This is a genomic window from Bradyrhizobium sp. sBnM-33, from assembly GCF_032917945.1.
Lineage (GTDB): Bacteria > Pseudomonadota > Alphaproteobacteria > Rhizobiales > Xanthobacteraceae > Bradyrhizobium.
In genome coordinates this window covers 1,261,850-1,287,545 of sequence record NZ_CP136624.1, presented here as the reverse complement: position 1 = coordinate 1,287,545, position 25,696 = coordinate 1,261,850, and the positions used below count along the sequence as shown (strand labels likewise).

Annotated in this window: 23 protein-coding genes and 1 pseudogene; 12 read left to right on the top strand and 12 right to left on the bottom strand. The window is 60.3% G+C overall.

Features of this window, described 5'->3' with window-relative positions:
* Positions 1–2: 2 nt before the first annotated feature.
* Positions 3–1,607, bottom strand: coding sequence for a class I adenylate-forming enzyme family protein (locus tag RX328_RS06085; RefSeq protein ID WP_213251858.1), 1,605 nt, complete (start codon positions 1,605–1,607; stop codon positions 3–5).
* 235 nt (positions 1,608–1,842) lie between these two features.
* Between RX328_RS06085 and RX328_RS06080 the strand changes: the two genes are divergently transcribed.
* Positions 1,843–2,586, top strand: coding sequence for an SDR family NAD(P)-dependent oxidoreductase (locus RX328_RS06080; RefSeq protein ID WP_213251857.1), 744 nt, complete (start codon positions 1,843–1,845; stop codon positions 2,584–2,586).
* On the top strand, positions 2,586–3,263 hold the full coding sequence (locus tag RX328_RS06075) for a glutathione S-transferase family protein (RefSeq protein WP_213251856.1): 678 nt from the start codon (positions 2,586–2,588) through the stop codon (positions 3,261–3,263). Before RX328_RS06080 ends, RX328_RS06075 begins: the two co-directional genes overlap by 1 nt.
* 32 nt (positions 3,264–3,295) lie before the next feature.
* On the opposite strand, the gene RX328_RS06070 is transcribed toward RX328_RS06075, so the two are convergent.
* Positions 3,296–4,495: a CaiB/BaiF CoA transferase family protein gene (locus tag RX328_RS06070; protein WP_213251855.1), complete on the bottom strand. Its 1,200-nt coding sequence runs from the start codon at positions 4,493–4,495 to the stop codon at positions 3,296–3,298.
* A gap of 101 nt (positions 4,496–4,596) precedes the next feature.
* Positions 4,597–5,229 carry a 2-hydroxychromene-2-carboxylate isomerase gene (locus RX328_RS06065; protein ID WP_213251854.1) on the bottom strand — a complete coding sequence of 211 codons (633 nt, stop codon included), beginning with the start codon at positions 5,227–5,229 and terminating at the stop codon, positions 4,597–4,599.
* A gap of 225 nt (positions 5,230–5,454) precedes the next feature.
* Between RX328_RS06065 and RX328_RS06060 the strand changes: the two genes are divergently transcribed.
* Positions 5,455–5,967 (top strand): winged helix-turn-helix transcriptional regulator, encoded by a 513-nt coding sequence (locus RX328_RS06060; RefSeq protein ID WP_213251853.1) that lies wholly within the window; start codon positions 5,455–5,457, stop codon positions 5,965–5,967.
* 118 nt (positions 5,968–6,085) lie between these two features.
* Here the strand turns inward: RX328_RS06060 and RX328_RS06055 are convergent, their stop codons facing one another.
* The 6 genes from RX328_RS06055 to RX328_RS06030 form a co-directional block, all read right to left on the bottom strand.
* Positions 6,086–7,888: an AMP-binding protein gene (locus RX328_RS06055; RefSeq protein WP_213251852.1), complete on the bottom strand. Its 1,803-nt coding sequence runs from the start codon at positions 7,886–7,888 to the stop codon at positions 6,086–6,088.
* A 190-nt stretch (positions 7,889–8,078) separates the two neighbouring features.
* On the bottom strand, positions 8,079–9,296 hold the full coding sequence (locus tag RX328_RS06050; protein ID WP_213251851.1) for an ABC transporter substrate-binding protein: 1,218 nt from the start codon (positions 9,294–9,296) through the stop codon (positions 8,079–8,081).
* 609 nt (positions 9,297–9,905) lie between these two features.
* The gene (locus RX328_RS06045) at positions 9,906–10,124 is read right to left on the bottom strand and encodes a hypothetical protein (protein WP_213251850.1); all 219 of its coding nucleotides are present in this window, start codon (positions 10,122–10,124) and stop codon (positions 9,906–9,908) included.
* 20 nt (positions 10,125–10,144) lie between these two features.
* Complete coding sequence (locus RX328_RS06040; protein WP_213251849.1) at positions 10,145–10,309, bottom strand: hypothetical protein; 165 nt, start codon at positions 10,307–10,309, stop codon at positions 10,145–10,147.
* A gap of 68 nt (positions 10,310–10,377) precedes the next feature.
* A complete protein-coding gene (locus RX328_RS06035; RefSeq protein WP_213251848.1) occupies positions 10,378–11,238 on the bottom strand; it encodes an alpha/beta fold hydrolase in 861 nt (286 codons plus the stop codon).
* A 32-nt stretch (positions 11,239–11,270) separates the two neighbouring features.
* Positions 11,271–11,849: a TetR/AcrR family transcriptional regulator gene (locus RX328_RS06030; RefSeq protein WP_213251952.1), complete on the bottom strand. Its 579-nt coding sequence runs from the start codon at positions 11,847–11,849 to the stop codon at positions 11,271–11,273.
* Positions 11,850–11,933: 84 nt separating this feature from the next.
* On the opposite strand from RX328_RS06030, the gene RX328_RS06025 reads away from it, so the two are divergent.
* The 3 genes from RX328_RS06025 (at position 11,934) to RX328_RS06015 (ending at position 16,761) form a co-directional block, all read left to right on the top strand.
* A complete protein-coding gene (locus tag RX328_RS06025; RefSeq protein WP_213251847.1) occupies positions 11,934–13,040 on the top strand; it encodes an efflux RND transporter periplasmic adaptor subunit in 1,107 nt (368 codons plus the stop codon).
* A 37-nt stretch (positions 13,041–13,077) separates the two neighbouring features.
* A complete protein-coding gene (locus RX328_RS06020; RefSeq protein ID WP_213251846.1) occupies positions 13,078–13,536 on the top strand; it encodes a nuclear transport factor 2 family protein in 459 nt (152 codons plus the stop codon).
* Positions 13,537–13,650: 114 nt separating this feature from the next.
* A complete protein-coding gene (locus tag RX328_RS06015; RefSeq protein ID WP_213251951.1) occupies positions 13,651–16,761 on the top strand; it encodes an efflux RND transporter permease subunit in 3,111 nt (1,036 codons plus the stop codon).
* A 91-nt stretch (positions 16,762–16,852) separates the two neighbouring features.
* Here the strand turns inward: RX328_RS06015 and RX328_RS06010 are convergent, their stop codons facing one another.
* Positions 16,853–16,975, bottom strand: a complete 123-nt coding sequence (locus RX328_RS06010) for a hypothetical protein (RefSeq protein ID WP_283772368.1) — start codon at positions 16,973–16,975, stop codon at positions 16,853–16,855.
* A gap of 264 nt (positions 16,976–17,239) precedes the next feature.
* A complete protein-coding gene (locus RX328_RS06005; protein ID WP_317258624.1) occupies positions 17,240–17,605 on the bottom strand; it encodes a hypothetical protein in 366 nt (121 codons plus the stop codon).
* A gap of 361 nt (positions 17,606–17,966) precedes the next feature.
* On the opposite strand from RX328_RS06005, the gene RX328_RS06000 reads away from it, so the two are divergent.
* The 5 genes from RX328_RS06000 (at position 17,967) to RX328_RS05980 (ending at position 23,651) form a co-directional block, all read left to right on the top strand.
* Positions 17,967–20,831 carry a penicillin-binding protein 1A gene (locus RX328_RS06000; protein WP_213251844.1) on the top strand — a complete coding sequence of 955 codons (2,865 nt, stop codon included), beginning with the start codon at positions 17,967–17,969 and terminating at the stop codon, positions 20,829–20,831.
* A gap of 8 nt (positions 20,832–20,839) precedes the next feature.
* The gene (locus RX328_RS05995; protein WP_213251843.1) at positions 20,840–21,847 is read left to right on the top strand and encodes a hypothetical protein; all 1,008 of its coding nucleotides are present in this window, start codon (positions 20,840–20,842) and stop codon (positions 21,845–21,847) included.
* Positions 21,848–22,224: 377 nt separating this feature from the next.
* On the top strand, positions 22,225–22,884 hold the full coding sequence (locus RX328_RS05990) for a hypothetical protein (protein WP_213251842.1): 660 nt from the start codon (positions 22,225–22,227) through the stop codon (positions 22,882–22,884).
* Positions 22,881–23,147, top strand: coding sequence for an HGGxSTG domain-containing protein (locus tag RX328_RS05985; protein WP_213251841.1), 267 nt, complete (start codon positions 22,881–22,883; stop codon positions 23,145–23,147). The genes RX328_RS05990 and RX328_RS05985 overlap by 4 nt, the downstream gene beginning before the upstream one ends.
* Positions 23,148–23,336: 189 nt before the next feature.
* Complete coding sequence (locus tag RX328_RS05980; protein ID WP_213251840.1) at positions 23,337–23,651, top strand: hypothetical protein; 315 nt, start codon at positions 23,337–23,339, stop codon at positions 23,649–23,651.
* A 352-nt stretch (positions 23,652–24,003) separates the two neighbouring features.
* On the opposite strand, the gene RX328_RS05975 is transcribed toward RX328_RS05980, so the two are convergent.
* Positions 24,004–25,038, bottom strand: coding sequence for an IS110 family transposase (locus tag RX328_RS05975; protein ID WP_317258523.1), 1,035 nt, complete (start codon positions 25,036–25,038; stop codon positions 24,004–24,006).
* Between the two features lie 128 nt (positions 25,039–25,166).
* Here RX328_RS05975 and RX328_RS05970 point away from each other — a divergent pair.
* Positions 25,167–25,346 (top strand): annotated as a pseudogene (locus RX328_RS05970) (SOS response-associated peptidase); the annotation flags it as partial.
* Positions 25,347–25,696: the final 350 nt, after the last annotated feature.

Sequence of the window (25,696 nt, the reverse complement as noted above, 5' to 3'; positions counted from 1 at the left end):
GGTTAGACTAGCTGTCTACGAAGTGGTGCCGTCTGCGCCGTAGGGGCTTCGCTACCTTCGCGCAAAGCCTCCCCGAGCTTATGCTTGAGTATCTTGCCGGTCGAAGTAGCCGGCAAGGCATCGAGGACGATGATTTCGGAAGACCGTTTGTAGGAAGTCAGCTGAAATCGGATGAAACCCATCAGCTCGGCTGGTGTCACCCGCGACCCCTGCAGCAACTGCACAAAGGCGACAATCTCCTCATTGCCACCGGCGGGACGGCCGACGACGGCGCATTGCACCACGTCCTTATGTGAACTGAGGACCGCTTCGACCTCGGCGGGATAGACGTTGAAGCCCGAGCGGATGATCATTTCCTTGGTGCGGCCGACGATATACAAGCAATCGCCGTCGAAGCGCGCCAGATCGCCGGTATTGAACCAGCCCTCGCTATCGATCACCTTGGCCGTCAGCTCGGGCGCGCGATAATAGCCAAGCATCACGTTGCGTCCGCGAACGTGAAGCTCTCCAATCTCGCCCCTGGACGTCGGTATGCCGTCGGTTGTCCTGACCCGGGCCTCTACTCCCGGCAGCAGCGTACCGACCGCCTGATCGGAGCGCGGCGCATCGAAGCGCACGCCAGATATTCCCGGCGAACATTCGGTGATGCCGTACCCGTTGAGAAGCGGAAGACCGAACTCCTTCTCCACACGCAACTTCAGATTCAGGTCTAGCGGCGCGCCTGCCACGGCAATCAGGCGCAACGAGCCCCGATCGAGCCGTTTCAGACCCGATACACTCTTGTACTCCAGCAGGCGTTGATAGGTGGCGGGCACGCCGTTGAGGATGGTAATGCCCTCCTCCGCGATCGCCTTGGCGGTAGCCGCCGGATCGTATTTGCTGACCATCCGCACTGTGCCGCCAACCATCAGCGTCATGATCAGGAGCGAAATGCCGACGATATGCGAGATCGGCAGCACGAGATAGACCTTGTCGTCTCGATCCATGTTGCGGAAATGCGCCGTGGTCCTGGCGCTGATCAGCAGGTTTTCATGGGAGAGCATCACACTCTTCGGCGTCCCCGTCGCTCCCGAAGTATAGATCAGCACCGCGACTTGCTTGGCCGGATCGACCTCCACCGGCTCGACAGTCGCGCTTTCGTTCAGCGTGCTAATGCCAATCTCCCGCAGCGTGCCTATTTGCCGGTTATCCGCGCCATAGCGTGATGCGTGCGCCGCAGCCTCTTTCGAAACACCTGACGTGAAAAACATCCGGCGGGCACCGCTATGATCGCGGATCTGGTCCAGTTCGCGCGCCGACAATCGAGGGTTGGCGACGATTGCCCAAGCGTCGAGCCGGCTTGCCGCCAGCAGCAACGCAGCCAGCGCAATACAGTTTTCGCTGACAATAATCATCCGGTCGCCCGCTCTGATTCCAAGCGAGGAGAGAACGGTGGCGATCTCTCTAACGCGCTGCTCCAGATCGCGGTAGCTCCAGGACGCCCTGTTCTCGACCAGGGCGATCCGGTCGGGGGCTTCGGCGACCTGCCTTGCCGTTACTTCATGTATGCGGCCAGGCAAGCCAGCGGCAATCTCGTCGAGATTGATCGTCTCTGAAAGCGCCGCCACGACTGACCTCCCGACCAAAACATGCCGACTTTTGCAACGCGGCACATTCGCCGCATCTAACGTTCTTTTTTAGAACTCGTCAATCACTAATTCAATCATCCTGTTTCATGAGGTCCGAAGGGGCAACTTCGCTGCCCTATTATTGTCCCCCACATTGTTGAAAGCCTCGTTTACAATGTATCGGCCCGCCGCTACGATTAAAGTATCAAATAGGAACTTGGCGGGGAGAGACGGAATGGCGGAGAGCCGCGGCGTGGCGATACTTGTGGGCGCAGGCGACGCCATCGGAGCGGCCGTCGCCCGGCGTTTTGCGAAGGGCGGCTATACGGTTTGCATCTGCAGGCGTGATGCGTCCAAGTCGCAGGGGCTTGTGGGCGAACTGAGGACCGCGGGACATAACATTCACGCGTTCAGTGTCGATGCCCGCCAGGAAGCAGAGGTTCAAGGCATATTCGCGCGAATCGAGAAGGAGTTCGGACCCATCCAGGTCTGCCTCTTCAACGCGGGCTCGAACGTCAACAAGCCCTTGGTGGAGACCACAGAAAAGCTGTTCTTCAAGGCCTGGGAACTGGCCTGCTATGCCGGATTCCTGGTTGGACGCGAGGCTGCTCGCGTCATGCTGCCGCGCGGACGCGGCACCATCTTGTTTACCGGTGCGACCGCCAGCGTGCGTGGCGGCCAGGGGTTTGCGGCGTTTTCATCGGCGAAGTTCGGCCTTCGCGCGGTAGCCCAGGCGATGGCGCGCGAGCTTGGGCCGAAGAACATCCACGTCGTCCATCTCATCATCGACGCCGGCGTCGATAGCGAAGCCATTCATCAGCGCATGAAAGCGGCGAAGGGAATCGAGGCGAGCGAGATTCCTCCGGACAGCCTGACGCGAACGTCTTCCATCGCCGAGGCGTATTGGTTCGCCCATCAGCAGAGCCGAGACGGCTGGACCCATGAACTCGATCTTCGTCCGTCCGTGGAGAAATGGTGATGAGCGCAACACCCGAACTCACCCTGTGGGGCGTTGGGACAAGCCGCACCATTCGTGCGCATTGGGCCATGCACGAACTTGGCTTGTCCTACAAGATCAAGCCGATCGGGCCGCGAACGGGCGAGACCAAGACCGCCGAATACACCAGGCTCAATCCCCGCCAGAAGATCCCGTTGCTGCAGGACGGCGACTTCTGCATTGGAGAAAGCGCCGCGATCGTTGCCTATCTGTCGCGAACCTATTCGACACCAGACCGTTCGCTGATTCCCGAAACCCAGCGCGAGTTCGCCGCCTGGCTCGAGTGGTGCTTCTTTATCGTGGCCGAACTCGATTCGACGAGCCTTTACGTGATGCGCCGCCATCGCGCGGATGCACTGGGACACATCTATGGAGTTGCGCCCGAAGTCGTCGCACAAGCCGGCGAATATTTTCGGCAACAGTTGCGACATGTGGAGGTCGCGCTGGAAGACGGCCGGACGTTCTTGATGGGTGACCAGTTTACCAGCGCTGACATCCTGCTTACGACGTGCCTGGATTGGGCCATCGCTTACGGCGTCGGTATTTGCGACAACGCGCGCCCCTACCTTGAACGCATTCAAAACCGAGCGGCCTATCAGCGAGCCGCCGCGGCGAACGCTCCGGTGGCACCGATTACGCCGGCGACGGCGAAGGTCTGAGAACCGTTCGCCGATCGCGGGAGGGCTTCGGCTCAGACCGCCACGCGCACGCTGCGCTCGGCAACCATCCTGTCGATGGCGCTATCGTCGTAACCCAGTTCCCGCAACACGTCGCGCGAATGCTCGCCTACCCGGGGAGCAGGCCCGCCGATCGCGGCCTCATTTACCTCAAAGCGGGCCGCGGGCTTGGGCTGCCGCACCCGTCCGACCTTCGGCTGATCGAATTCAGCGATGATGCCGCGCGCGATCACCTGTTCATTGTGGATGATTTCGCCTCGGCGCAGGATCGGCGCGCACGGCACGTCGGCAGCGTCGAGCCGCTCAAGCCATTCGGCGGTGGTGTGTTGACCGATGTATTCCGCCATCTTGTTGATGCGCGCCGTAGCGTTGACCGAGCGCGCCGCCGGCGTCGCAAAGCGGGGATCCTTGGCAAGCTCGGGATCGCCGGAGGCCCGGCAGAAACCCTGCCATTCGGAATCGGAGATGGTCCCGGCTGTGATGTAGCCGTCGCTGGTCTTGAACACGAGATCCGGCCGATCGTTGGGATCGGCGGCGGTGGTCTCGGCGCCCACCACTGTGTACTGCATCATGCCTTCCGGCCACAGGTAGGAAATCATCGCATCCAGCATCGCGACCTGGATATGATCGCCCTGCCCGGTTTTCTCGCGGGCATAGAGCGCCGCCGCGACCGCCTGTGCGGTGAAGACAGCGGTGGTCTTGTCGCATACGATGGTGCGGATCATTTGCGGACGGTTGGTGACCGGCTGCGACTGGATATCGGCGAAGCCGGACAGGCCCTGAATGATTGGATCGTAGACGCGCTTCTTTACGTACGGGCCGGTATCGCCGACGCCGCTGATCGAGACGTAGATCAGGCGCGGATGGCGCTGGCGCAACTCATCGACGCCGAGACCGAGGCGCTCCATGGTGCCGGGCCGAAAATTCTGCACCAGCACATCAGCCTGCGCGACCAGCCTGGCGAGCACCTCGCGGCCAGCCGGGCTCTTGACGTCGATCGACAGCGAACGCTTGCCGCGGTTTGAAGAGATGAACAGGGCAGAGAATTCTCCGTCCTTGTCGATGGTGGCACGGCTGCGGCGCGTGATGTCGCCGCCGATCGGCTCAATCTTCAGGACGTCGGCGCCCTGATCCGCCAGAAACATGGTCGCGAACGGGCCCGACACGACGCCGGTCAGATCGAGAACACGAACACCGCTAAGCGGGCCAGGCATGAGCATTCTCCCTGAATTTTGTTCTGCCAAAGGGCCGAGGACAGGTTTAGTTTCCCCGCGCATGGCCTCGCCACGATACTCCCAGACCGCAATGCCCTACTTCAAGCGGTTCTTGGAACGGGTTGCCGGGTCTGTTCGACAATCGACTCCTCGACGTCGCGGAGCTGATCCTTGCCAAAGAACATTTCTTGTCCAACGAAGAAAGTCGGCGAGCCGAATGCTCCCCGGCTGACGGCGTCGTTGGTCAGGTCGATCAGCCTCTTCTTGACATCATCCTGCTGAGCACGCGCAATCAGCCGGTCGATATCGATGCCCGAGGAGACGAATGCGTTACGGAAGATTTCAAGGTCATCCATCTTCTTCGGCTCTTCCCACATATGATGGTAGGCGGCGCGGAAATATGGCTCGAACACGCCTTCGAACTGGGCCGCGACGGCACCGCGCATCAGCATCAAGGTGTTGACCGGAAAGAACGGATTCTGCCGGAATTTCGTGACGTTATGGCGCCGGATAAACCGCTGAGTCTCGAGTGCCTGGTATTCCGGTTTGTTCTTGATTCCGCGAAGCGAGTCGAACGGCGACATGTTACCCGTCGCCTTGTAGATGCCGCCAAGCAGAACCGGGACGTACTCGAATTTGACGCCGGTCCGCCGCTCGATCCCGGGAATGGCGACTTCCGCCAGATAAGCGTTCGGGCTGCCGAAATCGAACTGGAATTCTACCTTCAGGGACATGTCGGCTCCTCCCGCGAGCGTTTCGAATGATCAGGTTTGGTACTCCGGCTACCATTTGTTTACAGTTCTAAAAACGAACTGTCAAACCGTTGCATATTTCTGCTGGTTTCGCCCGATCCATAGGGATTGTTTGGAGCTGAGTACCTATCTAGAATGGTAAGGAAGCGGCGGTTCCCTGGAGATTCGAGCGGAAAACAGGGTGCCTGATGGACTGGAGAGCAGGAAATGCGATGGGATGCCCTTGAAGAAGAGCCGTGTTCGATGGCCCGCACCATCGGCGTGATCGGTGACCGTTGGACCCTTCTTATCCTGCGCGAATGCTTCCTGCGCACGCGCCGCTTCGAAGGATTTCAGTCCGCGCTCGGGATTACACGGCATTTGCTCGCCGAGCGGCTGAAGAAACTGGTTCGGCAAGGCGTGCTGCGCCGCATTCCCTATCAGGAGTCGCCCAAACGGCACGAGTATATTCTCACCCAAAAGGGTCTCGATCTCTATCCAATCATGATGGCAATCGTGCATTGGGGCGACACGCACATGGTCGACGAACGCGGGCGGCCGTTGCTGCACCAGCACCGCAAATGCGGCAAGAACTTCGATCCGGTAATGGTGTGCTCCGAATGCGGCGAGCCGCTTTCGGCCAAGGAGGTTCATACCCACCCCGGCCCCGGTGCCCGAAACACCCCGGCAATAAAGGAGCCGGAGAAACCGAAGGCGAAGGCGCGCCGCAGCGCCGCTTGAGGTGGCTGCGCACGCGGGCTACCGCAATGCTAAGCAGATGTCAGCGCAAGCATACCCGTAGGCACCAAATGGCGGACACGAGATGTCCGTCGACGGTCGCGGCCGGCTGAACTCGTCCTCAGACCTGGATCACCTCTCGACTTGCTTCATTGCAGTAGAGACGTTCGACCTGGTCAGAGCGATGTTTCAGCACGGCACGTTGATTGACGTAGGCCTTGTCGGTGATTTCTCCTGCCGCCAATGACGGTGGATCCTTCAGCAGCGAGAACGAACAGATTCTTTCGCTGCTTCCGACCGTTTCGTTGTATTCCTGAAAACGATCCTTCAGGAATTGAATCACGAGAGGGTCGCAGGTCAAATCCGCGGCTGGAGCCTTCGAAATCCGTGCTGCCTCGGTTGGATTCAACCAGCAGAGCAGCGCGCACGATTCACGATTTTCTCCCGCAACGACAATGTCCAGCAGTACGCCGCGCGTTGCAGCCAGGATTGCCGCGCGCATATTCCCGATCGAGACCCATGTGCCGTTCGCGAGTTTGAAGTTCTCGGAAATTCTGCCTGTAAAACGCAGCCCAAGCTCCGGCTTCTGAGGATCCAGAAACGAGACGGTATCGCCGATGCGATAGAACCCTTCCTCATCGAAGGCCTTTTCCGTCAAATCCGGCCTTCCGAGATAACCTGGCGTAACGTTGGGTCCTTTGACCCTTGCCTCGTAAGTATCGGAGACCGGGATCAGCTTTAGCTGCAGACCCGGCGCGGGAAGTCCAATCTCTCCCGGCTGGTCCGTGGCCCAGTGAGTCGTACTGATTGTCGGGGCGGTTTCGGTGGTGCCGTAGCCCGACATGACCGGGATCCGCCGGCCTGTGATCAACGATGTCAGCCGATAGAGTTTTTCAAGCGTTCCCTGCGAGATTGCAGCCCCGGCATAGCTCAATCTGTCAATCCGCTTGAACACGCTGGCACCAAGTTCGAAGTCGTTCTCGATCGCGTCACATAAGAGATTATAGCCGGCGGGTACGTTGAACATGGCGGTGGGCGAAATCTCCGTGAGATTCGCGATCGTCTTGTGGAAGAGCTGAGGCAGCGGCCGGCCATCATCGATGTAGAGCGTCCCGCCATTTTTGAGAATGCCGTGAAGGATCACGTTGCTGCCCATCGTATGGTGCCAGGGCAGCCACTCGACCTGCACCGGCGCGTCCGGAGGAGACACCAGCAGACTGCCCATTTGCAGGGAGCTCGCCAGCATGCGATGGGTATTGAGCACGCCTTTGGGGAAACCCGTCGAACCGGATGTGAACAGAATCTTTGCGACAGCGTCGCAGGAAACCGCACGTGAAGCATCCGCGAATCCTTCACTCGCCGTTCGGGATGTCAGTACGCCGAAAGGGACGGTGTCCGGCGCGCCATCGACGCTGATCCAGGTTGCGGCTGTCAGTTCGGGAATCGAGCGACCGGCGGAAAAGTCGCGCCCGCTCTGGACGAAAACGAAATTCGGGCGGAGCGCCTCCGCTATATCCTTGAGACGAGCTAGGCCGCCGGGCATCAGCGTGTAGTTAGGCGAGATCGGCGCCAGGATTACTCCTATCGACATCGCGGCAAACGAGATCACCGCGTTCTCGATGGAGTTTCCTGAAAGTATCGCCAGCTTGTCAGCCGGCTTTGCGCCCATATCGATCAGGCTTTGGCCGACCGCCTGAACCTGCAACCATGCTTCGCGATAGGTGATCTCGTCCCATCCCCCGTTAGCATCGCGTTGCGCAAGAAAAATTCTATCGGGAACGGAATTTGCCCAGGTCGGGAGGAAGTCCGTGATGCGCCAATCGCATTCCCCCAGCTCAACGGGCGAACTCAATATCAGTGTGCCGTCGGTTCGACGCTCTATGGAAAGCTCCCTCGGCGCAAACGTCAGTGCCTTCGTCGACATCGAAAAACTCCTGAATTGCTGTGATGGTCCGACGAGCCCGCGAGACGCGATTCACCACCCTGATGCCATCGCTGCTGCGTCTACCGCTTGGATCATGCGAGCCGACAATTGGGCTGTCGATCGGGCCAGACCGGTCGGCAGTTCGCATCAGCGCGCGAACTGCCGCACCCGTCGCTTCGCCCGTGCGAAGTCACTCGGACCTGGCGTCCAGCACTTCCCCGAAGGCTTGCCAACCCGTGCCTGTCCATCGCTGCAATCGCATCTGTGTCCAGATCATGTTCTCGGTATCGGTCGTGTTGACCTTGATGCCGGGCAGCGCAGTCGGAACGACGAAGTCCTTCAGGTTCTTGGCCTGCGCAAGTATATTCTTGCGAGACAGGTCGTTGCCGCACTGCTTTAGAATCTGCTCGAGCAGGATGCCTTGCTGATAGCCGGTCAGATAGCTGCCGTTGGTGATATCGGCGCCCGGCAAATATTTGTCAAAGAACACCCGGAAGGCCTGCATACCCGGGTCGTTATTCCATGCCGGATCCAGAATATCCTTGTTGGTCGTACCGACGATCACGCCGACCGATTTGTCGAGACCGGCCGGTGCGAGCGTGCCTCCGACCGAGCCGGATGGGAAATTGATGATCACGGTCGCCTTCCAGCCGATCACCGATGCTTGCCGGATCGCCTGCGCGGCGAACTTCGGTGTGCCGGCGATCACGAGAGCGTCCGCACCGGAGCTCCTCAGGTTGACGACCTGCGAATCAACCGTCGGTTCAGTGACCTCGTAGGAAGCCGTCACGACCTGTCGGTCGAAATCTTTGCCGAGAAACGCCTTGAAGGCGTTGACGTAGTCTTTGCCGAGGTCGTCGTTCTGATAGAGGATGGCATACTTGGCGTTTGGCAGCGTCTTCGTCAGATATTTGGCGTAGATCTTTCCTTCGGTGTCGTAGCTGACAAGACCCGTCGTCGTCAGCGGGTAATTCGCGACGTCAGTAAATTTGGAAGAACCGCTGATAATAGCGATGCTGGGCACGCCTTTCGAGCGCAGGTATTTTGCCGTAGCCGAGATGCCGGGAGTGCCGAGCTGGCCGAACATGAACGACACTTCGTCGCTCTCAACCAGTTTGCGGACGTGCTCCACCGCTTTGGGAGGGCTGTATGCGTCGTCATACGCGACGTAGTTGATCTTGCGTCCGTTAATGCCGCCGCGATCGTTGACCGATTGTATGTAGGCCATAACTCCCTTGCCCACGAGCCCGATCGATGAGGCCGGTCCGCTGAAGGGAAAAACGCCGCCGATCTTGATCTCCGTCGCTGTAATTCCAGGCTCTTCAGCCGCGAATGCAGGCCCGCTCAAAAGTGCAGGCCCGCTCAAAAGTAAAGTCAGAGCCGCTACGGTTTTCCATTTCATCAACATTCTCTCCTCCCAAACGCGATGCGCCCTTGCGGGCACGTGGTTCTTGTTTTTGTGCCGCCGCCTACTCGCCCCTCATCGGTGCGAGCCGACATCGGGAATTTCGGTAAATCGGTCCCAGCGCCTTTCCATTCAGCGCTGCACCCGGCACGTCGCGGCCGTTGCGATCGGCCATCTTCTCCCTGCAGCCTACAGTTCTTTTTTAGAACTAGTCAAGCACTTAGATGATCGTTTCGCCGACGAGCGAGCGGCGAGCTTACCGACGCACTCGCAAAAGTTACGAGTTCAACTGTGGCCACTGTTGCTTTCAAGCTAGTAGCTGCGGAGCCGCGGCGCGCTCGTGCGCTGAATCTGCCAGGAAGTGGCGTGGCATTTCTTCCCGCTCAGCGGCCCGATTCTCTACGAATTAATGGCTATTCGGATTCAAGTGATCGCTGGAGACACTGGCGCACTATCGCCTCATGGCTGCGCGAGTAAGTGCTCGCGAGACGGTCTTTTGAGCGACCTTGGGCAATCAACAAACGCGGGTTCATCGCCGAGCCCGGGTCAGACGGCGGGAAAAATAGTTCTATTTTGAAACTCTTGAGGCCACCAAGTTAGGTCAACGCTCTTTCAAGCGGCGACCGTTTCGCGAAGGTGCTCGACCGCCCTATCCAAAAAGGCCTGAGCCAGACCGGGGTCGTTAACGACGCGCGATAGCGTGAGCGCACCGACCATCGTGGAGAGAATGACCAGGGCTTTGCCATCAGGCTCCTCGCCGTCAGTCTCGGCAATCAAACGACCGAGGATTTCGAGATACGCTTTGATTCCGGCTTCGAAACGACGCTTCAACTTGTGACAGTCGTCTTGAATTAGCGGCGTTCACTGTTGAAGATGACTTTGCATCGATGGACGCGGTCATCCGGCGAGCCAACCGGCGTTGTTCGGGACTGGATCTGAAGACCTTCAACTTCGCGCTCGAGCTTCGCAACACGCTCTTCCAGCCTAAACATGTACTCGCCGCGCGGATCGTCCATGCCTAGCAGCCCAGTAATTCAAGCTTTCCCAGAGGCGCTTGAGCATAGTTGCACACTCCCGTGTTTGATCATTGCGGCCATTCGGTCCCCATTATCACGCGAGCCAGCTCCGACGGATTCTCAACAGCTGAGAAGTGGCCGGTATTTTTGAGCGTCACCATCTGCGAGGCAGGAATCAGCGACCGTGTGCGTTCGCGTTCATTTGGCCGAGACCAATCGCTATCGCCGTAAATGAGCGTCACAGGCGCCGAGACCTGCCGATAGTAATCGCGTGCCTTGCTCCAGGACCGCCAGCCTGCCAGCACCTTGCGTGCGATCCCCTTGTATCCCGGGCGGCGGGCTACTTCATCGAACTCAGCAAGCAAATCGGCCGGCAGTTTGCGCGGGTCGTGATATCCGCCGCCCATGATCTTGCCGAGAACCATCTTGTTTTCGAGCGATGCATTCATCGCGCCGAGTACCGGGATCTGCAAACTTCCGATGATAAAATTCGCGAACCAGTTGCCGCGTCGAATACCGTCCCCGTAGCGGGTCTCGTAGTCGTAGGGGTTGATCGCATAGACCCGCTTCACCCGCTGCGGAAGCGCCGCCGCCACTGTAAGGGCCAATGCCCCGCCGATCGACTCGCCAACAACCGTGACGGCCGAGAGGTTTAGCTCCTCGATGAAGCGAATGACGGCCTGCCTGAAATAGGGTTCGTCGAAGCTCGCGCTTGGATCTATTGGAGAGTGTCCGTGGCCTGGGAGGTCAATGGCGTACACCGTGTGCGATGTCGCGAGGAGCGGCGCCAGACTGCGGAAATATTCGAGCTGCGTCCGGATCGTATGTATGAGCAGTAACGGAGGCCCGCTGCCGATCTTTTGAAAACGCAGGCTAAGCGTATCCGATATTTTGAGCAAACTTGGTTTGGCTCTTGTCACGCTAAGCATTCGATTTCTCCTGCGCTTTGAGGGGCGATCTTTCAAGCGGCGACCGTTTCGCGAATGTGTTCGACCGCCCTATCCAGAAAGGCCTGAGCCAGATCGGGGTCGTTGACGACGCGCGATAGCGTGAGCGCACCGACCATAGTCGCGAGAATGACCATGGCTTTGCCATCAGGCTCCTCGCCGTCAGTCTCGGCAATCAAACGACCTAGGAGTTCGAGATACGATTTGATGCCGGCTTCGAATGACGCTTTCACGTCGCTGCCCTGTCTGGCGGCGTCAGAGCCGAGCGCCACGACTGGGCAGCCGTCCATCTTTTCTTCGCGATGTTCCGTGCTGAGGTAGAACGCGATCACCGCGCCAAGCGGATCCTCAGGCTTCGCCGCGGTCGCTGTCGACCATCGGAGGGTGGCGCTCTCCAATGCCCGCCGGGAGGCTTGCGCCGCCAAATCTTCCTTTGATGCGAACTGCTTGTAAAAGCCGCCTTGGGTCAGGCCGGCACCCTTCATCAGATCCTTAAGGCCGATGCCGTCAAAGCCGCACTCCCGAAAAAGGCGACTTGCCACATTGATTACAGCTTCGCGGTTTTCCGCGGCCTGAATGCGACTCACTCGCATGTCGACCTCCATTTTTTAGATTGCATTCGTAATCTATATCAGATATAGAGTTCAAACGCAATCTATTTCGAATGAGGCGATAGCATGAAAAAGAGACCCGTTATTGTGCTGGGCAGCATCCTGATCGCCGTATCCGGCGTGGCCGCATTCACCGCGCTTTCCATCCGCACGCAGGCAGCCTCCGCCGTGAGCGACCCGAGGCAGGAACCACCGATCGTCAGAGTAGCGACCGCGGCGCAGGTGGCCGGATCCGAACGCGGCTTCACGGGCATCATAGGGGCGAGAGTCCAGAGCAACCTCGGTTTTCGCGTCGCCGGCAAGATCGTGGAACGGCTTGTGAATGCCGGTCAGCAGGTCAAAGCCGGTCAGCCGCTGATGCGGATCGACGAAACCGACCTTCGCCTTGCGGTCACGGCAAAGCGCAACGCCGTTGCCGCCGCGCGTGCATCTTTCGTTCAGACCGAAGCGGATGAACAGCGATACGCCAAGTTGGTGAGCAACGGATGGGCTTCCCGACAGCGCTATGAGCAAGCGAAGGCCGCGTTGGATACGGCCGAGGCGCAACTCGCCACCGCTGAAGCGGATGCGCGGGTCGCCGAGAATGAGGCGACCTACTCGGTCCTGGTAGCGGATGCGGACGGAACGGTAGTCGAAACGCTTGGCGAGCCCGGGCAGGTCGTCTCGGCCGGCCAGACGGTCGTTCGGATCGCAAAGGCCGGCCCCCGCGAAGCTGTGGTCGCGCTTCCCGAAACGATCCGGCCAGCCATCGGCTCCGCGGCCGAGGCCAGCGTGTATGGGGCGGCCGATGGGCGGCGCTACACGGCGCATCTGCGGCAGTTGTCGGATGCCGCCGATGCTCAGACCCGTACCTATGAGGCACGTTATGTGCTCGACGGTGAGGCCGCGGCGGCACCGCTTGGCGCGACGGTAACCATTCGGCTGGCAAGCCAGGCGAGTCAGCCGGAAGTCCAGGTGCCGCTGGGAGCCGTGCTCGATGACGGCCGGAAGACCGGTGTTTGGGTCCTGGATAGCGTCACCTCGACCGTACGCTTTCGGCCCGTCAAACTTGTTCGGGTGAGCAGCGAAACTGCCGTGATCTCTGGATTGAGCTCTGGTGATCCGATTGTTTCCCTCGGCGCTCATCTCCTCCATGAGGGCGCTCGCGTCAGGACTGCCTCTGAAAGCAGATGAGCCTCAATATTTCCGCGACCGCCGTTGGAGAAGTCAGATGCTATACAGTTACGTCGTCAAGAAAGAAATCCGAAAGACCTTCGACCACGTCAACAACCATCGCTGGGATGAAGCGGTGAAAGCAGTCGCGCCGCATGTTCATCACCGCGTTTCCGGCGCCCACGCGCTTGCTGGTGAGCGCCACGACAAAGAAGCGCTGCGCCGCTGGTTTGAGCGTCTCGGCCGCGTTCAGCCCACTCTACACATCACGGTCAACAACATCTGGGTGAAGGGGTGGCCTTGGCATACCACCGTGTTCGTCCAGTGGGACGGCACCGCAACGCTGCTCCACGGCGACGCGTCCTACGTCAACCGTGGTCTCCACGTGTTCACCCTGCGGTGGGGTAAAGTCTATGCACTCGAGGAATTTCAAGATTCACAGGAAGCGGCCCGTGGGCTTGCTGCCCAGGCGGCAGCTGGCCTCAAAGAAGCTGTCGCCGAACCGATTGTAAGCTAGCAGAAGCGCAGTCAGAGGCCCCGCGTTTTTAGGTAAGCGCGTTTCACTCGGCCCACCTGCTGCAGGATGACGCGAACGTCAGGACGAACGTCGAGGAATAGGAGTGGCCAAGTGATGAATTTCAATCTTTCCGCGATCGCCGTCCGCGAACGGGCCGTAACCCTGTTCTTTATCCTTCTGCTGGCGTTCGCAGGCGTCTACGGCTTCCTGAGGCTCGGGCGGGCAGAGGACCCCTCCTTCACCATCAAGACCCTGACGGTCACGACGGTATGGCCAGGCGCGACGGCGCGCGAGATGCAGGACCAGGTCGCCGAACCTTTGGAGAAGCGGCTTCAGGAGCTGACCTGGTACGACCGGGTGGAGACGACCACACGGCCAGGTTATGCATACATGACGGTTACGCTGAAGGACAGCACACCGCCATCTAGCGCGCAGGAGGAGTTCTACCAGGCCCGCAAAAAGCTTGGGGATGAAGCGCGCAAGCTGCCGTCTGGTGTGCTCGGTCCCTTCGTCAACGACGAATATTCGGACGTGAGCTTCGCCCTTTATGCCCTCAAGGCGAAAGGCATGCCGATGCGCGAACTCGCCAGGCAAGCCGAGACCATTCGCCAGGACCTGCTCCACGTGCCCGGCGTCAAGAAGATCAACATCCTCGGTGAACGTCCCGAACAGATATTCATCGAGTTCTCCTATGCCAAACTGGCAACCCTTGGCGTGTCGGCACAGGATGTTGTTGCCGCCTTGCAGCGGCAGAACACCGTCACACCGGCAGGCTCGATCGACACCAAGGGGCCGCAGGTCTTCATCCGGGTCGACGGCGCTTATAACAGCGTCCAGGCGATCGCCGACACGCCGATCGTCGCTGCGGGGCGGACGCTGAAACTCTCCGACATCGCCGATGTCCGCCGCGGCTACGAGGATCCTCCCACCTACCTCATCCGACACCAGGGTGAGCCCTCCATCATGCTCGCGGCGGTTATGCAAGAGGGCTGGGATGGCCTCGCGCTCGGCAAGGCGCTGGAGGAGAGGTCCGCAGCTATCGCTCGGACGCTGCCACTCGGGATGACTCTGGCTAAAGTCAGCGACCAGGCCGTCAACATCACCTCGGCGGTTGACGAATTCATGATGAAGTTTGCGATGGCGCTCGGCGTGGTGCTGCTGGTGAGCCTGCTCAGCCTCGGCTGGCGCGTCGGCATCGTCGTGGCGGCTGCCGTCCCTCTTACCCTTGCCGTCGTGTTCCTCATCATGCTGGAAACCGGCCGGTTCTTCGACCGCATCACGCTCGGCGCCCTCATCCTGGCACTTGGTCTTCTCGTGGACGACGCCATCATCGCCATCGAGGTGATGGTGGTGAAAATGGAAGAGGGCATGGACCGCATCAAGGCGGCAGCCTACGCGTGGAGCCACACGGCGGCACCGATGCTGTCCGGAACAGTCGTGACGATCGCCGGGTTCCTGCCGGTCGGCTTCGCGCGCTCGACGGCCGGCGAATACGCCGGCAACATCTTCTGGGTCGTGGGGTTCGCCCTCATCGTCTCCTGGATCGTCGCGGTGATCTTCACGCCCTATCTTGGCGTCAAGATGCTGCCCGCGATCAAGCCGATCGAAGGCGGTCACCACGCGATTTACGGCACACCGAACTATCGGCGCCTGCGAGGGATCATCACCTTCGCCGTGCGCCACAAGTTCGTAACCAGCGGCATCGTCGCCATCGCTTTCGCGCTTTCCGTCGTCGGCATGGGCGCGGTCAAACAGCAGTTCTTCCCGACGTCCGACCGCCCCGAAGTGCTGGTGGAGGTTCGCCTTCCGGAAGGCACCAGCATTGAGACGACGACCGCCACAGTCGAGAAGCTCGAACACTGGCTGGACCACCAGTCGGAGGCCAAGATCGTCACGAGCTATGTCGGTCAGGGCGCTCCCCGCTTCTTCTTCGCGATGGCACCGGAGCTGCCTGATCCGTCCTTCGCCAAGATCGTCGTGCTTACGCCGGACGCGGAGGCGCGCGAGGCTTTGAAGCACCGGCTCCGCCAGGCCGTGTCAGATGGGCTTGCACCTGAGGCTAGTGTGCGCGTCACTCAGCTTGTGTTCGGGCCCTATACGCCGTTCCCGGTCGAGTTTCGGATCATGGGGCCTGATCCCGCGCAATTGTACGCTATCTCTGAAAAAGCCCTCGATATCATGCGTGGCGTTGCCGATGTGCGGCAAGCGAACCGCGATTGGGGTAATCGCACACCCGTGCTCCGCTTCATCCCAGATCAGGATCGACTGAACCTCATCGGCCTCTCGCCAGCGGAGGTGGGCCGGCAGCTGCAGTTCCTCCTCACGGGCATCGCTGTTACGCAGGTCCGCGAGGACATCCGCAATGTCTCCATCGTGGCACGCAGCGCAGGCGGCGAGCGGCTGGATCCGACGCGTCTGGCGGATTTCTCACTGACGAGCCGGGACGGCCGCCCGATTCCGCTCGACCAGATCGGCCATTCGGAAATCCGTCTGGAAGAGCCGATTATGAAGCGCCGCGATCGCACACCCGTCGTCACGATTCGCTCGGACATCAATGAGGCGACCCAACCTCCAGAGGTCTCCAAGGAGATCAAGACGGCCCTTCAGCCGCTGATCGCATCCCTTCCGGCCGGCTATCGCATCGAATTGGGCGGATCGATCGAGGAGGCAACCAAGGCCAATGACGCGTTGGCGACGGTCTTTCCCGCCATGATCGCCGCCATGCTGATCGTCATCATGCTGCAGGTGCGATCCTTCTCGACGATGGCCATGGTCATGCTGACGGCACCGCTTGGCCTGGTCGGCGTCGTGCCCGTGTTGCTCGCCTTTAATCAGCCCTTCGGATTCAACGCCATTCTGGGCCTGATAGGACTGGCGGGCATCCTGATGCGCAACACGCTGATCCTGACCGAACAAATCAAGGAGAACCGAGCTGCCGGCCTTGATGATTATCACGCCGTCATCGAGGCCACGGTGCAACGTACGCGGCCAGTGATCCTGACCGCACTTGCCGCCGTGCTAGCCTTCATCCCTCTCACTCACTCCGTCTTCTGGGGATCGATGGCTTATACGCTGATCGGCGGCACGGCGGTCGGCACGGTGCTGATCCTACTGTTCCTTCCTGCGCTTTATGCCGCGTGGTTTCGGATCGCGCCGACTGCAGATGAGATCCATGAGGATTCTATGGAGGAACCGGAATTGCGAACAGCAATGGCTGCCGAGTAGGGCTCTGTTGTCGGACGAGGCAGACGGGGTTGGGATCTTATCGCGCTGCGCGTTTGCCAAGGCTTGCGGTTCGATCAGCAGACCTTGCCGTTCATAGCGGCGACGAGTCCTGCTGAAGCGCTTCCTCCAGGCAATCGATCTGTCCGCGGCGCCAGCGCTCCACTGCTCCAGAGTCGAGCCACCCGATCCTGACCAGGATGTCGATGGCGCTCATAAAGTGCTCGGCGGCAAGCGCCGCTTCAGCGGCTTTGGCGACACGATCAGCAAGTGGAACCCGATTCTTCGGCTCATTCCGGGGTCGAACTCTCTGTTCGGTGTGCCGCAAGGATGGGCAACATGGTAGCTCCCAACTGGACAGCGTCGCGGACAAGCACCGGATCTGCGGTCGAGATAATCTCGCGTGCGGAGCCGTGGAGCCGCGCCCCTCGTGGCGTCCAGGCGCGGTCGCTACGACTGCAAATCACTTCAAGCGCAAACTTCACTCATCCAATTTCTTGCTCAGTTCAGGATTGAGCTTGTTCCGATCGACAGACTGATAGAACGTGATGGGTCGGCATTTTCCGTCAAAGTCCGCGAGGACAATAGCCGTCCATGGACTCGCGTTCTCGCCCGAACCCTCGCGGAGGTCCGGCATGACCTTGCGAGCAGCGATCACATACCAAGCGCGACCAGTCGTTGCCGCCTTCGCAGCCGCAGCAAACTCATCCAATATTCCGCGCAGATTTTTGCGCATTTCTTCTTCAGTGTCCCCGCGGAGGTATTTTCGAGACGACTTTCCCGCCTCTCCGTACTCATGATGAATGTTCAGCTGCAGTCGGGCATCGTCCACTTCGATCTTCGTCACCTGTGCCACCGCTCCGCCTTCGCGAAGATAGTCTCGCACCCGGACGTCGCAGGCGAAAAATCTGTCCGTGGGCGGCTGAGCGACGCTAGCTGCAGGGGGGACCGCGGCTAGAGCCCGGCTTTTCTTTTTTCGAGGAGCAGCATCCGCAGGCATCGCGGCGATGGCGGCGCTGAGAAGCGCCGCGGCAAGCACGACTGGGAGAGGGGCATTCATGAGTGCGCTGCCGATGTGGTCTTTCTAAAACGCACTGGCCGCAGCGGTAGTTCCGGCCGTAAGGAACTTTTTCCTCAATACCGGCTTGTTTAATATTGTCCTACAAGAAGGGACCTTACGGAGGCGGTTTTTCGACCGTCGGGAGGTCATGGATTCGATTCTCATCAAGATCTTCGCCACGGCGCTTGCCTTCAGTCAGGTCACTACCCGGCCGGATGGGGTCAAAACGGAGTTCGATGCGGTGCACGACCGCGTCGAGGTGGCGCAGCTTCTGGGTGCCGGCTGCGCTCACATGCGCAAGGCTTTCGACATCGAGGACATCAACCTGGACGATCTGATTGCCACTGCCATGGATGACAAGGAAGCCTTGAGCAGCGAGATCAAGGCGCTCAAAGGACTGAGTCTGGCCGACCTCCACCTGGCCTACAGGCACTTCTGCAAGGCCGAAAAAGTGGAAGGATCTCCGGTCGATCTTGGTCAGGTCATCGCTTTCTACAACAGCGCGGTCAAGGATCTGCCCGACGCGGCGCAGCTGAAGCAGCTCAGGCTTCCTGGCACCAGCGTAATCCTCGATAACAAGAGCCAGCGCGTTGCCGAGATTTACGCGCCGAACAACCGCCGCATCTGGGTCAAACTTGCGGATATCCCAGAAACGGTGCGCAACGCATTCATCGCCGCTGAGGACAAGCGCTTCTTCCAACACGCCGGCATTGATGAGCGCGGACTGGTGCGCGCCTTCATCGGCAACTTCACGAAGCCGGGCCGGCCGCAGGGCGGCTCGACCATTACGCAGCAGGTCGCCAAGAACCTGCTGGTGGGCAACGACATCACTTACGAAAGAAAACTGCGCGAAATGATCGTTGCCTCGCGGATGGAGCGCGCCCTGACCAAGGCGGAAATCCTCGAGCTCTATCTCAACTCGATTTATCTCGGTCGCGGAGCCTGGGGCATCGAAATGGCGGCGCGCAGCTATTTCGGTAAACCAGCCAAGGCGCTCTCCGCAGTCGAGGGCGCGCTGCTCGCCGGGCTCGCCAAGGGACCGAACTACTTCAATCCCGACCACCACCCTGAGCGCGCGCGCGAGCGCCTTGCCTACGTGCTGGGCCGCATGCAGGACGACGCCATGATCGAGGCCGCCTCGGCGCAAGCAATATTGCCGCAGCTCGTCGAGTACCGGCCGACGCGACGGGACTTCGCCTTTCACTTCGTCGATCACATCGCCCGCGAGGCAAAGATGGTCGCGGGCCTCGATACTCTCACCAATTCCTCCTACGCGGTGCACTCGACCGTCAATTCGGCCCTGCAGCGCGTAGTCGAAGCGACGTTGCAGGAGGGCCTCGCGCGTTACGAGCTGAACACCAATCGCTACAAATTTGAGGGACCCGAGGCGAACATTTCCGATGCTGTCCGTCTGACTGCGGCTGACCCGAGGGCCACGGAACCGGCTTGGCTCGTGGCGTTGAAGACGACGCGGCTACCACTCTATGACGTTCACTGGCAATCGGCGGTCGTCCTGGAGAATGCGCGTGGCAAGCGCGGCCCTGCGATCAGTGTCGGTCTGACCGACGGAAGCATCCTGCCGCTGAACACCTGGAGCGCGGCGATCGGGCGCGGTCTCAAGCCGTACGACGTGGTCTATGTGCAGGTGCGCAAAGCCAATGGTAAGCAAGCGGCGCGCGCCGATCTGCGCATTCGACCGAACGTGCAGGGAGCAGCGCTCGTACTCGAGAATGAAACCGGCCGCATTCTCGCGATGGCGGGCGGCTTTTCGTATCCGGCAAGCCAGCTCAACCGCGTCGTCCAGAGCCTGCGGCAACCCGGCTCCACCTTGAAGCCGCTGACTTACCTCGCCGCGCTTCGGAAGGGATTGCAGCCCAACACGCTGGTGATGGACGAACCCATCACGCTGGCACCGATCCGCGCGACGGGCTACGCGCGCCAGCGCGGTTTCTGGTCACCGAAGAACTACGACGGCGGCGCTTCGGGCGCCATTACACTGCGGCGTGCGCTGGAAAACTCCCGGAATCTCGCCACCGCGCAACTGCTCGCGACTGCCCTCGACGACAGCGCCGAGCGAGGCCTCGACCGAGTCTGCGAGCTCGCGATGGAAGCGCAGCTCTACAAGGACTGCATGCGTTACTACCCGTTCGTGCTCGGTGCCCAAACGGTGCGGCTCATCGACCTGGCGGCGTTCTATGCAGCGATCGCCAACGAAGGCGCACGGCCCCAGCCCCATGCGATCGAAACGATCGAACAGGACGGCCGCACGATCTACCGGCACGACCCGCGTGCGGTGGACTGGATCGGCTCCGCCGACCGCGCATCGTTTTACCAGTTGAAATCAATGCTGCAGGGCGTGCTCGAGCGCGGAACCGCGCGCGCGGTGAAGCATCTCTCGCCCTATGTCGGCGGCAAGACTGGTACCACTGATAATTCGGCCGATGCCTGGTTCGTCGGTTTCACAAATGACGTCACCATCGCTATCTGGGTTGGCTACGACAACAGCGACGGCGGGCGCCGCACCCTTGGGCCCGGCCAGACCGGAGGAAAAGTGGCGCTGCCGATGTTCGAGCCGATCGTGCAGGCAGCCTGGGAGCTGCACGCTCCCAAGACGGCGTTGAACGGCCCTTCGCGCGAAGCCATGCGTCAGCTCGCTACTCTGTCGATCGATCCCTATACCGGCGATCCTGTACCGGCCGGCTCGGGGCGCGCTTTCACCGAGTACCTCAAGCGGGATCCGGCGGGCAGAATCGACGATACGCAATTTCGGATCGTCTCGCGTGCAGAACGCTACGCCTATCGTGGCGGCTATGACCGAGATGACGGGCCATTTCAGCAGTGGTCCTACGACAACCGCCTTTACGGCGGTGGCGGGCCGCTCTTTCCGCTCCCGCCCTGGCGTCTTGGTCCGCGCGAATATCCCACCTGGCGCGGATATCCCGATGACGAGGAGCGCCTCCCGCGACCGCCGCTGCGAGTCGATCCCGATTATTTCTGGCGGCGGCTGAATTGAGCATTGACATGCGCCTCCACCGTGCCGCTGTCCTCATCGCCGCCTGCGTGGCCACTTACACGAGCGCGGCCGCGCAGGAATTCCAGCTGGAGGACTTGCCCTCAGCCGCCAGCGTTCCGATCGCACAGATCAAGCCGCGCACCGTCATCTTCGCCGACCAACGCAACGACAAGCTCGCCGATTCCTCGACCGGGCTTATTCCTTTCGACGATTGGGCCCGCTCACGTCCGGTTCAGCGGCGCTTCCTCTCGCTGTTCCCGAGCTTCGTTGAGCCCACGCTCAAACAACAAACGAAGCTGAAGCTCTCGGTCTACCAGGCGGAGGCGCGGTTTCGACTTCCAAAGCCGGCAGCGGCATTGGATCTGTCGCGGTATGCGAATGTCGCGTTCCTCGAGCAGATCGATCCGGCAGTCAAGCACCGGCCGATCACGGAGGGCGATGCTGTTCCCAATAAGGACGCGAGCGCCGCGCACAACCGTCCGCCGAATCGCCGCTGGTGCGAGGACGCGAAGGCGATCTGCGTGCAGTCCCGCTACATGTTCGAAGGGAAAATTCCGGCGGGCATTCAGCTTGCCAACAAGCTGCGCGAGGAGAGCAAAAAGCCCATTCCGGATTTCATCGAGTTTCAGAGTGAGATCATGTTGGTCACGCAGCCGCACCTTGCCGAGCTGCCGAGCCTGACCGGGCTCGACTCCACAGTCACCGGCGGGCTCGAGCAGAACATCTTTTGGGTCAACCAGGTCATCCAATTCGGCAAGCTGCTAGCGATTGTGCAACAGCATCCGACCGAGCGGGAAGCCGCCATCGCGACGGTCTACATCCTGATTGCGGTCAGGGACGACGTGCTGAACAAGCAAAGGGAATACAGCAAAACACCCATGCTGCGAAACCTCGTGCCCGCGCAACTGCTCATGGGCAACAGCTCCTTCAACAGCGGCGATTCGCTGAGCGCCGGCCTGCCGAAATACGCCAGAAGCCGCATCAAGGCGATCGCCGAATTGATGGAGCGGGAATGAGCAGAGCGTGTGCGGCGACGAATGGCTGGCAAGCAGCCACCGAGCCAAGGGCAAGACTCCTTCCCACTACTGCTTGCAATGGCAAGGGAGTCTCGACACACGCGCTCCCAAAATATCGAAAACAACCCCGTGCAAAGTAGCAGGCGGCGGCCGCCATTCGAAGAAGCAGCTTGACACGTCGGGCAAATCAGCGGCATTCCTTCATCATTCCGCAATCCTGTAAATCCCCGTCGCCCCGCAATAGCGGGCGCGTCCGTCGCGATTGCAGCCGAAAAATCCTCACCCACAATTGAAATTGCACTGGACTGCCGCGGCGAGCGATCGCCTGCGCGTGGCCGAACCGTGCGCTTGCCGCGCGCGTGCCAGGGAATCTCGACATGAACACCGCTCCAGATCTCGCTATGTCAATGGCGATCGCCGCGACCGACCAGACCAAAGCCGCAATCCCGCGGATCAAGCTCCTGTCGCACGGATTCTCCATCGACCATCCAGACCCTGAAATCGGCGAACAGCTCATGACGAACGCGCTGGGGGTCGCGGATCGCGAAGCGATGCATGGCATCCTCAGACAATTGGTCAAGGCCAGCGTGAGCGGCGAGAGTCCTGACGAAGTCAACCTCTCCTTCATGATTTCGATGGTGAAGAGCATCAAGCCCCGGGATTCCGTCGAGGCCATGCTGGTGGCGCAAATGGTTTCGGTTCATGTGATGGCGATGCGGTGCGCCCATCACCTTGCGAATGCGGACGACCTCGCTCAGCACGACAGCGCCGCCCGCGCATTGGGCAGGCTCGCCCGCACGTTTCCCGCCCAGATCGAGGCGCTCAACCGCTACCGGAGCCATGGCGAGCCCGCCATCACCGTGCAGAACGTGTCGGTGGGGGATGGCGGCAAGGCCATTGTCGGCAACGTCACGCAGCATGCGAGCGTGATCGTCTCTGACAAAAAGCCGGCATGCGCGGCGCGGAATGCGCGGAAGGCCGCAGGCTCCAAGCGAGGGCCCGATTCCGCTGATGCCAAGCGGAAAGCGCAGGCATGAGCGATCACATCAGAAATACCGGCCCGATGCTGGCGAGCCCGCGTTGCGGCGCCCAAACCCGTTCCGGCGGCCCGTGCCGCTCGCCGGCGGTGCACGGCAGGAAGCGCTGCCGCATGCACGGCGGTGCACCGGGATCCGGCGCGCCAAGGGCAAACCAGAACGCGCGCAAGCACGGCCTGTTCACCAGGGATGCGATCGCCGAGCGAAGGCAGATTCAGGCGTTGTTGGGTGAGGCGCGGAAGCTGCTGGAAGGGATGAAGTGAGTGGCTTTCGCAAACAGCGCGCAAACGCCACCTCGATAGCTCAACCGGAAGCTTTTACAGTTCGGCTCCCCTGGTGCCGGTGCACCAGCGAAAGCACCCACAACTCGCCTGCAGAGTACGGATGTCGACCGTTAATCAGGAAGTCACGATCAAGATCGACGATTCATTCACCGGCCCAGTGTGCGAGTGATGGACTGGAACGGGAAGGAATGCGACGCACCCGACATTGCATTCGTTTCCATTCCGGTGGTTGATGGACGCGAATTGGAGACCACCGGAGCTATCTTCTATAATCTTGGGCTCCCGCGCGACTTCAAGCCCGAGGCTACCGATCATCGCATGGGCACTTGCTATGCGCTCGTGGGTTTCGTCGGGGAATGGACCGAAGAGAGCTCAGCCGCTTACACCAAAGGCAGGAAAATAGACATTAGCGGGCTGTTTGGCGCCGCCAAGGCAGTGCGGCCGTTCCAGGAAGACGGATACATCTCATTGAGGTCGAGGTGAGCTATGAGATGGGACGGAGCACCCAAGATCAGCCGGAGTAAACTTATTAGCCCTAGTCCGCGTCATTGACGGCCCGCGTTCCTCTGTCGCTACCGGCTCTGTCAATGTGCAATCTCTTGTCTGATTGCGGTTGCTGGCACAAGGGTTCAGCTCGTTACCGACAGCCTGCGAGGCTCGCTCTTGTCTACGAGGTCGACGTTCATAGCCGCCTCACGATGGTAGTCCGAAGATCGGGAGCTGCTATCTATTAGGCGCGTGCTGCAGGCACAGAGGTTGCAGCGCAGTCACCCCGACCTCGTCCTCGCAGGACGTCGTTCCGCCTTTTCGGCGGATCCGCTGAATTGCTAATCGATCATGCGGTCGCCTCCTCGCGGGTCCATCGGAACTCGCTTCCATCTGCCCAGATCCGATGCATCACGATCGCTAATTTTCGCGCGACCGCCACGACTGCTCGGCGAAGACCGCGTCGCTTGGCCACCCTTACACCCCAGGCTTTCAATGCAGACCAACGCTGGGTGCGGGTTAGAAGTGCAAGCGCTGCCTGATAAAGTATGGTCCTGAGCATCACATCGCCGCACCTCGAAATAGCGCCATTCCGATCGGTTTCGCCAGATGCGTATTTGCGTGGCGTAAGGCCAAGATGCGCGCCAACATCGCGGGAGCGTTGAAAGCGATCCGGGTCATCAATAGTTGTTAGAAAAGTGATTGCCGTCAGTGCGCCTACGCCTGGTATCGTCATGAGCCGCTGGCATGTCGGTTCGCGGCGTACTATTTCAAGTACCATCTTGTGTAGGACGCCGTACTGTTCACGCAGCGCGGCTCGAGCCACAAGCATTGGGCGCAGCATCGCCGCGAGTCGTGGATGGCCATCTGTGAGTTCATTCGTTTGCTGCTCAAACGTTACTTGAGATATACGACCAGACAGCTTTAAGCCGAAGACGCGTAAGACGCCCCGAATTTCATTCTCGATATCGATCTGCTTAATCAAAAGCGTCTTGCGATTATTGAGAAGCATTCGTAGCTCCTGGCTCACGTCACCCTTGATATGAACAACGGTGTACCAGCCGACCCGCATTACCTGCGCAATAGCGCGAGCGTCGTTTCGATCGGTCTTAATCGGCATTGTCCTAGTCACGCCGCGCAGTCTTCGGGGATCGATGCAGACTGCGTGTAAGCCGGCAGCACGCAGTTCGCCGTACAGCCAACGAGCGAGACCACCAATCTCAATCCCGACCTTGGCAAGGGGCAATCCGCTTTCGTTGAGCCAGGCAACAATAGCCTCCGGTTCCGAAAATGTTTTGCCCTCGCGAATGACGACGCCATTCTCGTCCACAACACAGATAGCCGTCTCCTTTAGCGAAACATCCAGACCGACATAGTGCTTCATGTTCCCGCTCCTGCTGCCGCCGGCTCGCCGGCTTCCCTTCCAGGCTGAGCCTTTCGAGCAGCAACTGCAATCACCCCATCTATTCGATCACGACCAACCAGGAAGCCATCCGGCACCTCTTTCGCGTGATGAACCGCTACCTCAGCAACCTGCCGCGTTGCCGGGCGTGTTTCCGGATTATCCCGCCCCTGTCGTCCCAACGCCGGTCCGAGCGCGAGCTCGTCCTGATGCGCTGGGGCATGCCGCCTCCACCGCGGACCGCGGACGCGGTGACCAACATCCGCAATACCTCCTCGCCGCACTGGCGCGGCTCCGGACCGTGCCACTCGGTCAACCTATGGCGGATGCCATATTCAGACTGGCTGTGACTCTTGGCAGAATTTCGTGCATGCTAGTCGAGCAGACGATCACTCTTGGGCAAATGCGGCAGTCCGGCGCTCGCCGGGTGCATGTGTTCTGCGGCGACTACAAGTGCTCGCATTCGGTTGTGATAGACGCTGACTGCTGGCCCGAGAGCCTGCGGCTGTCCGATCTGGAGGCCCTATTCGTCTGCTCGGTTTGCGGCCATCGCGGCGCCGACGTGCGGCCGGATTATCAGAGAGCAGAACCTCGGCTCGCCAGCGTCGACCGGTGAGAACATCTGCCGAGACCCTGGGGT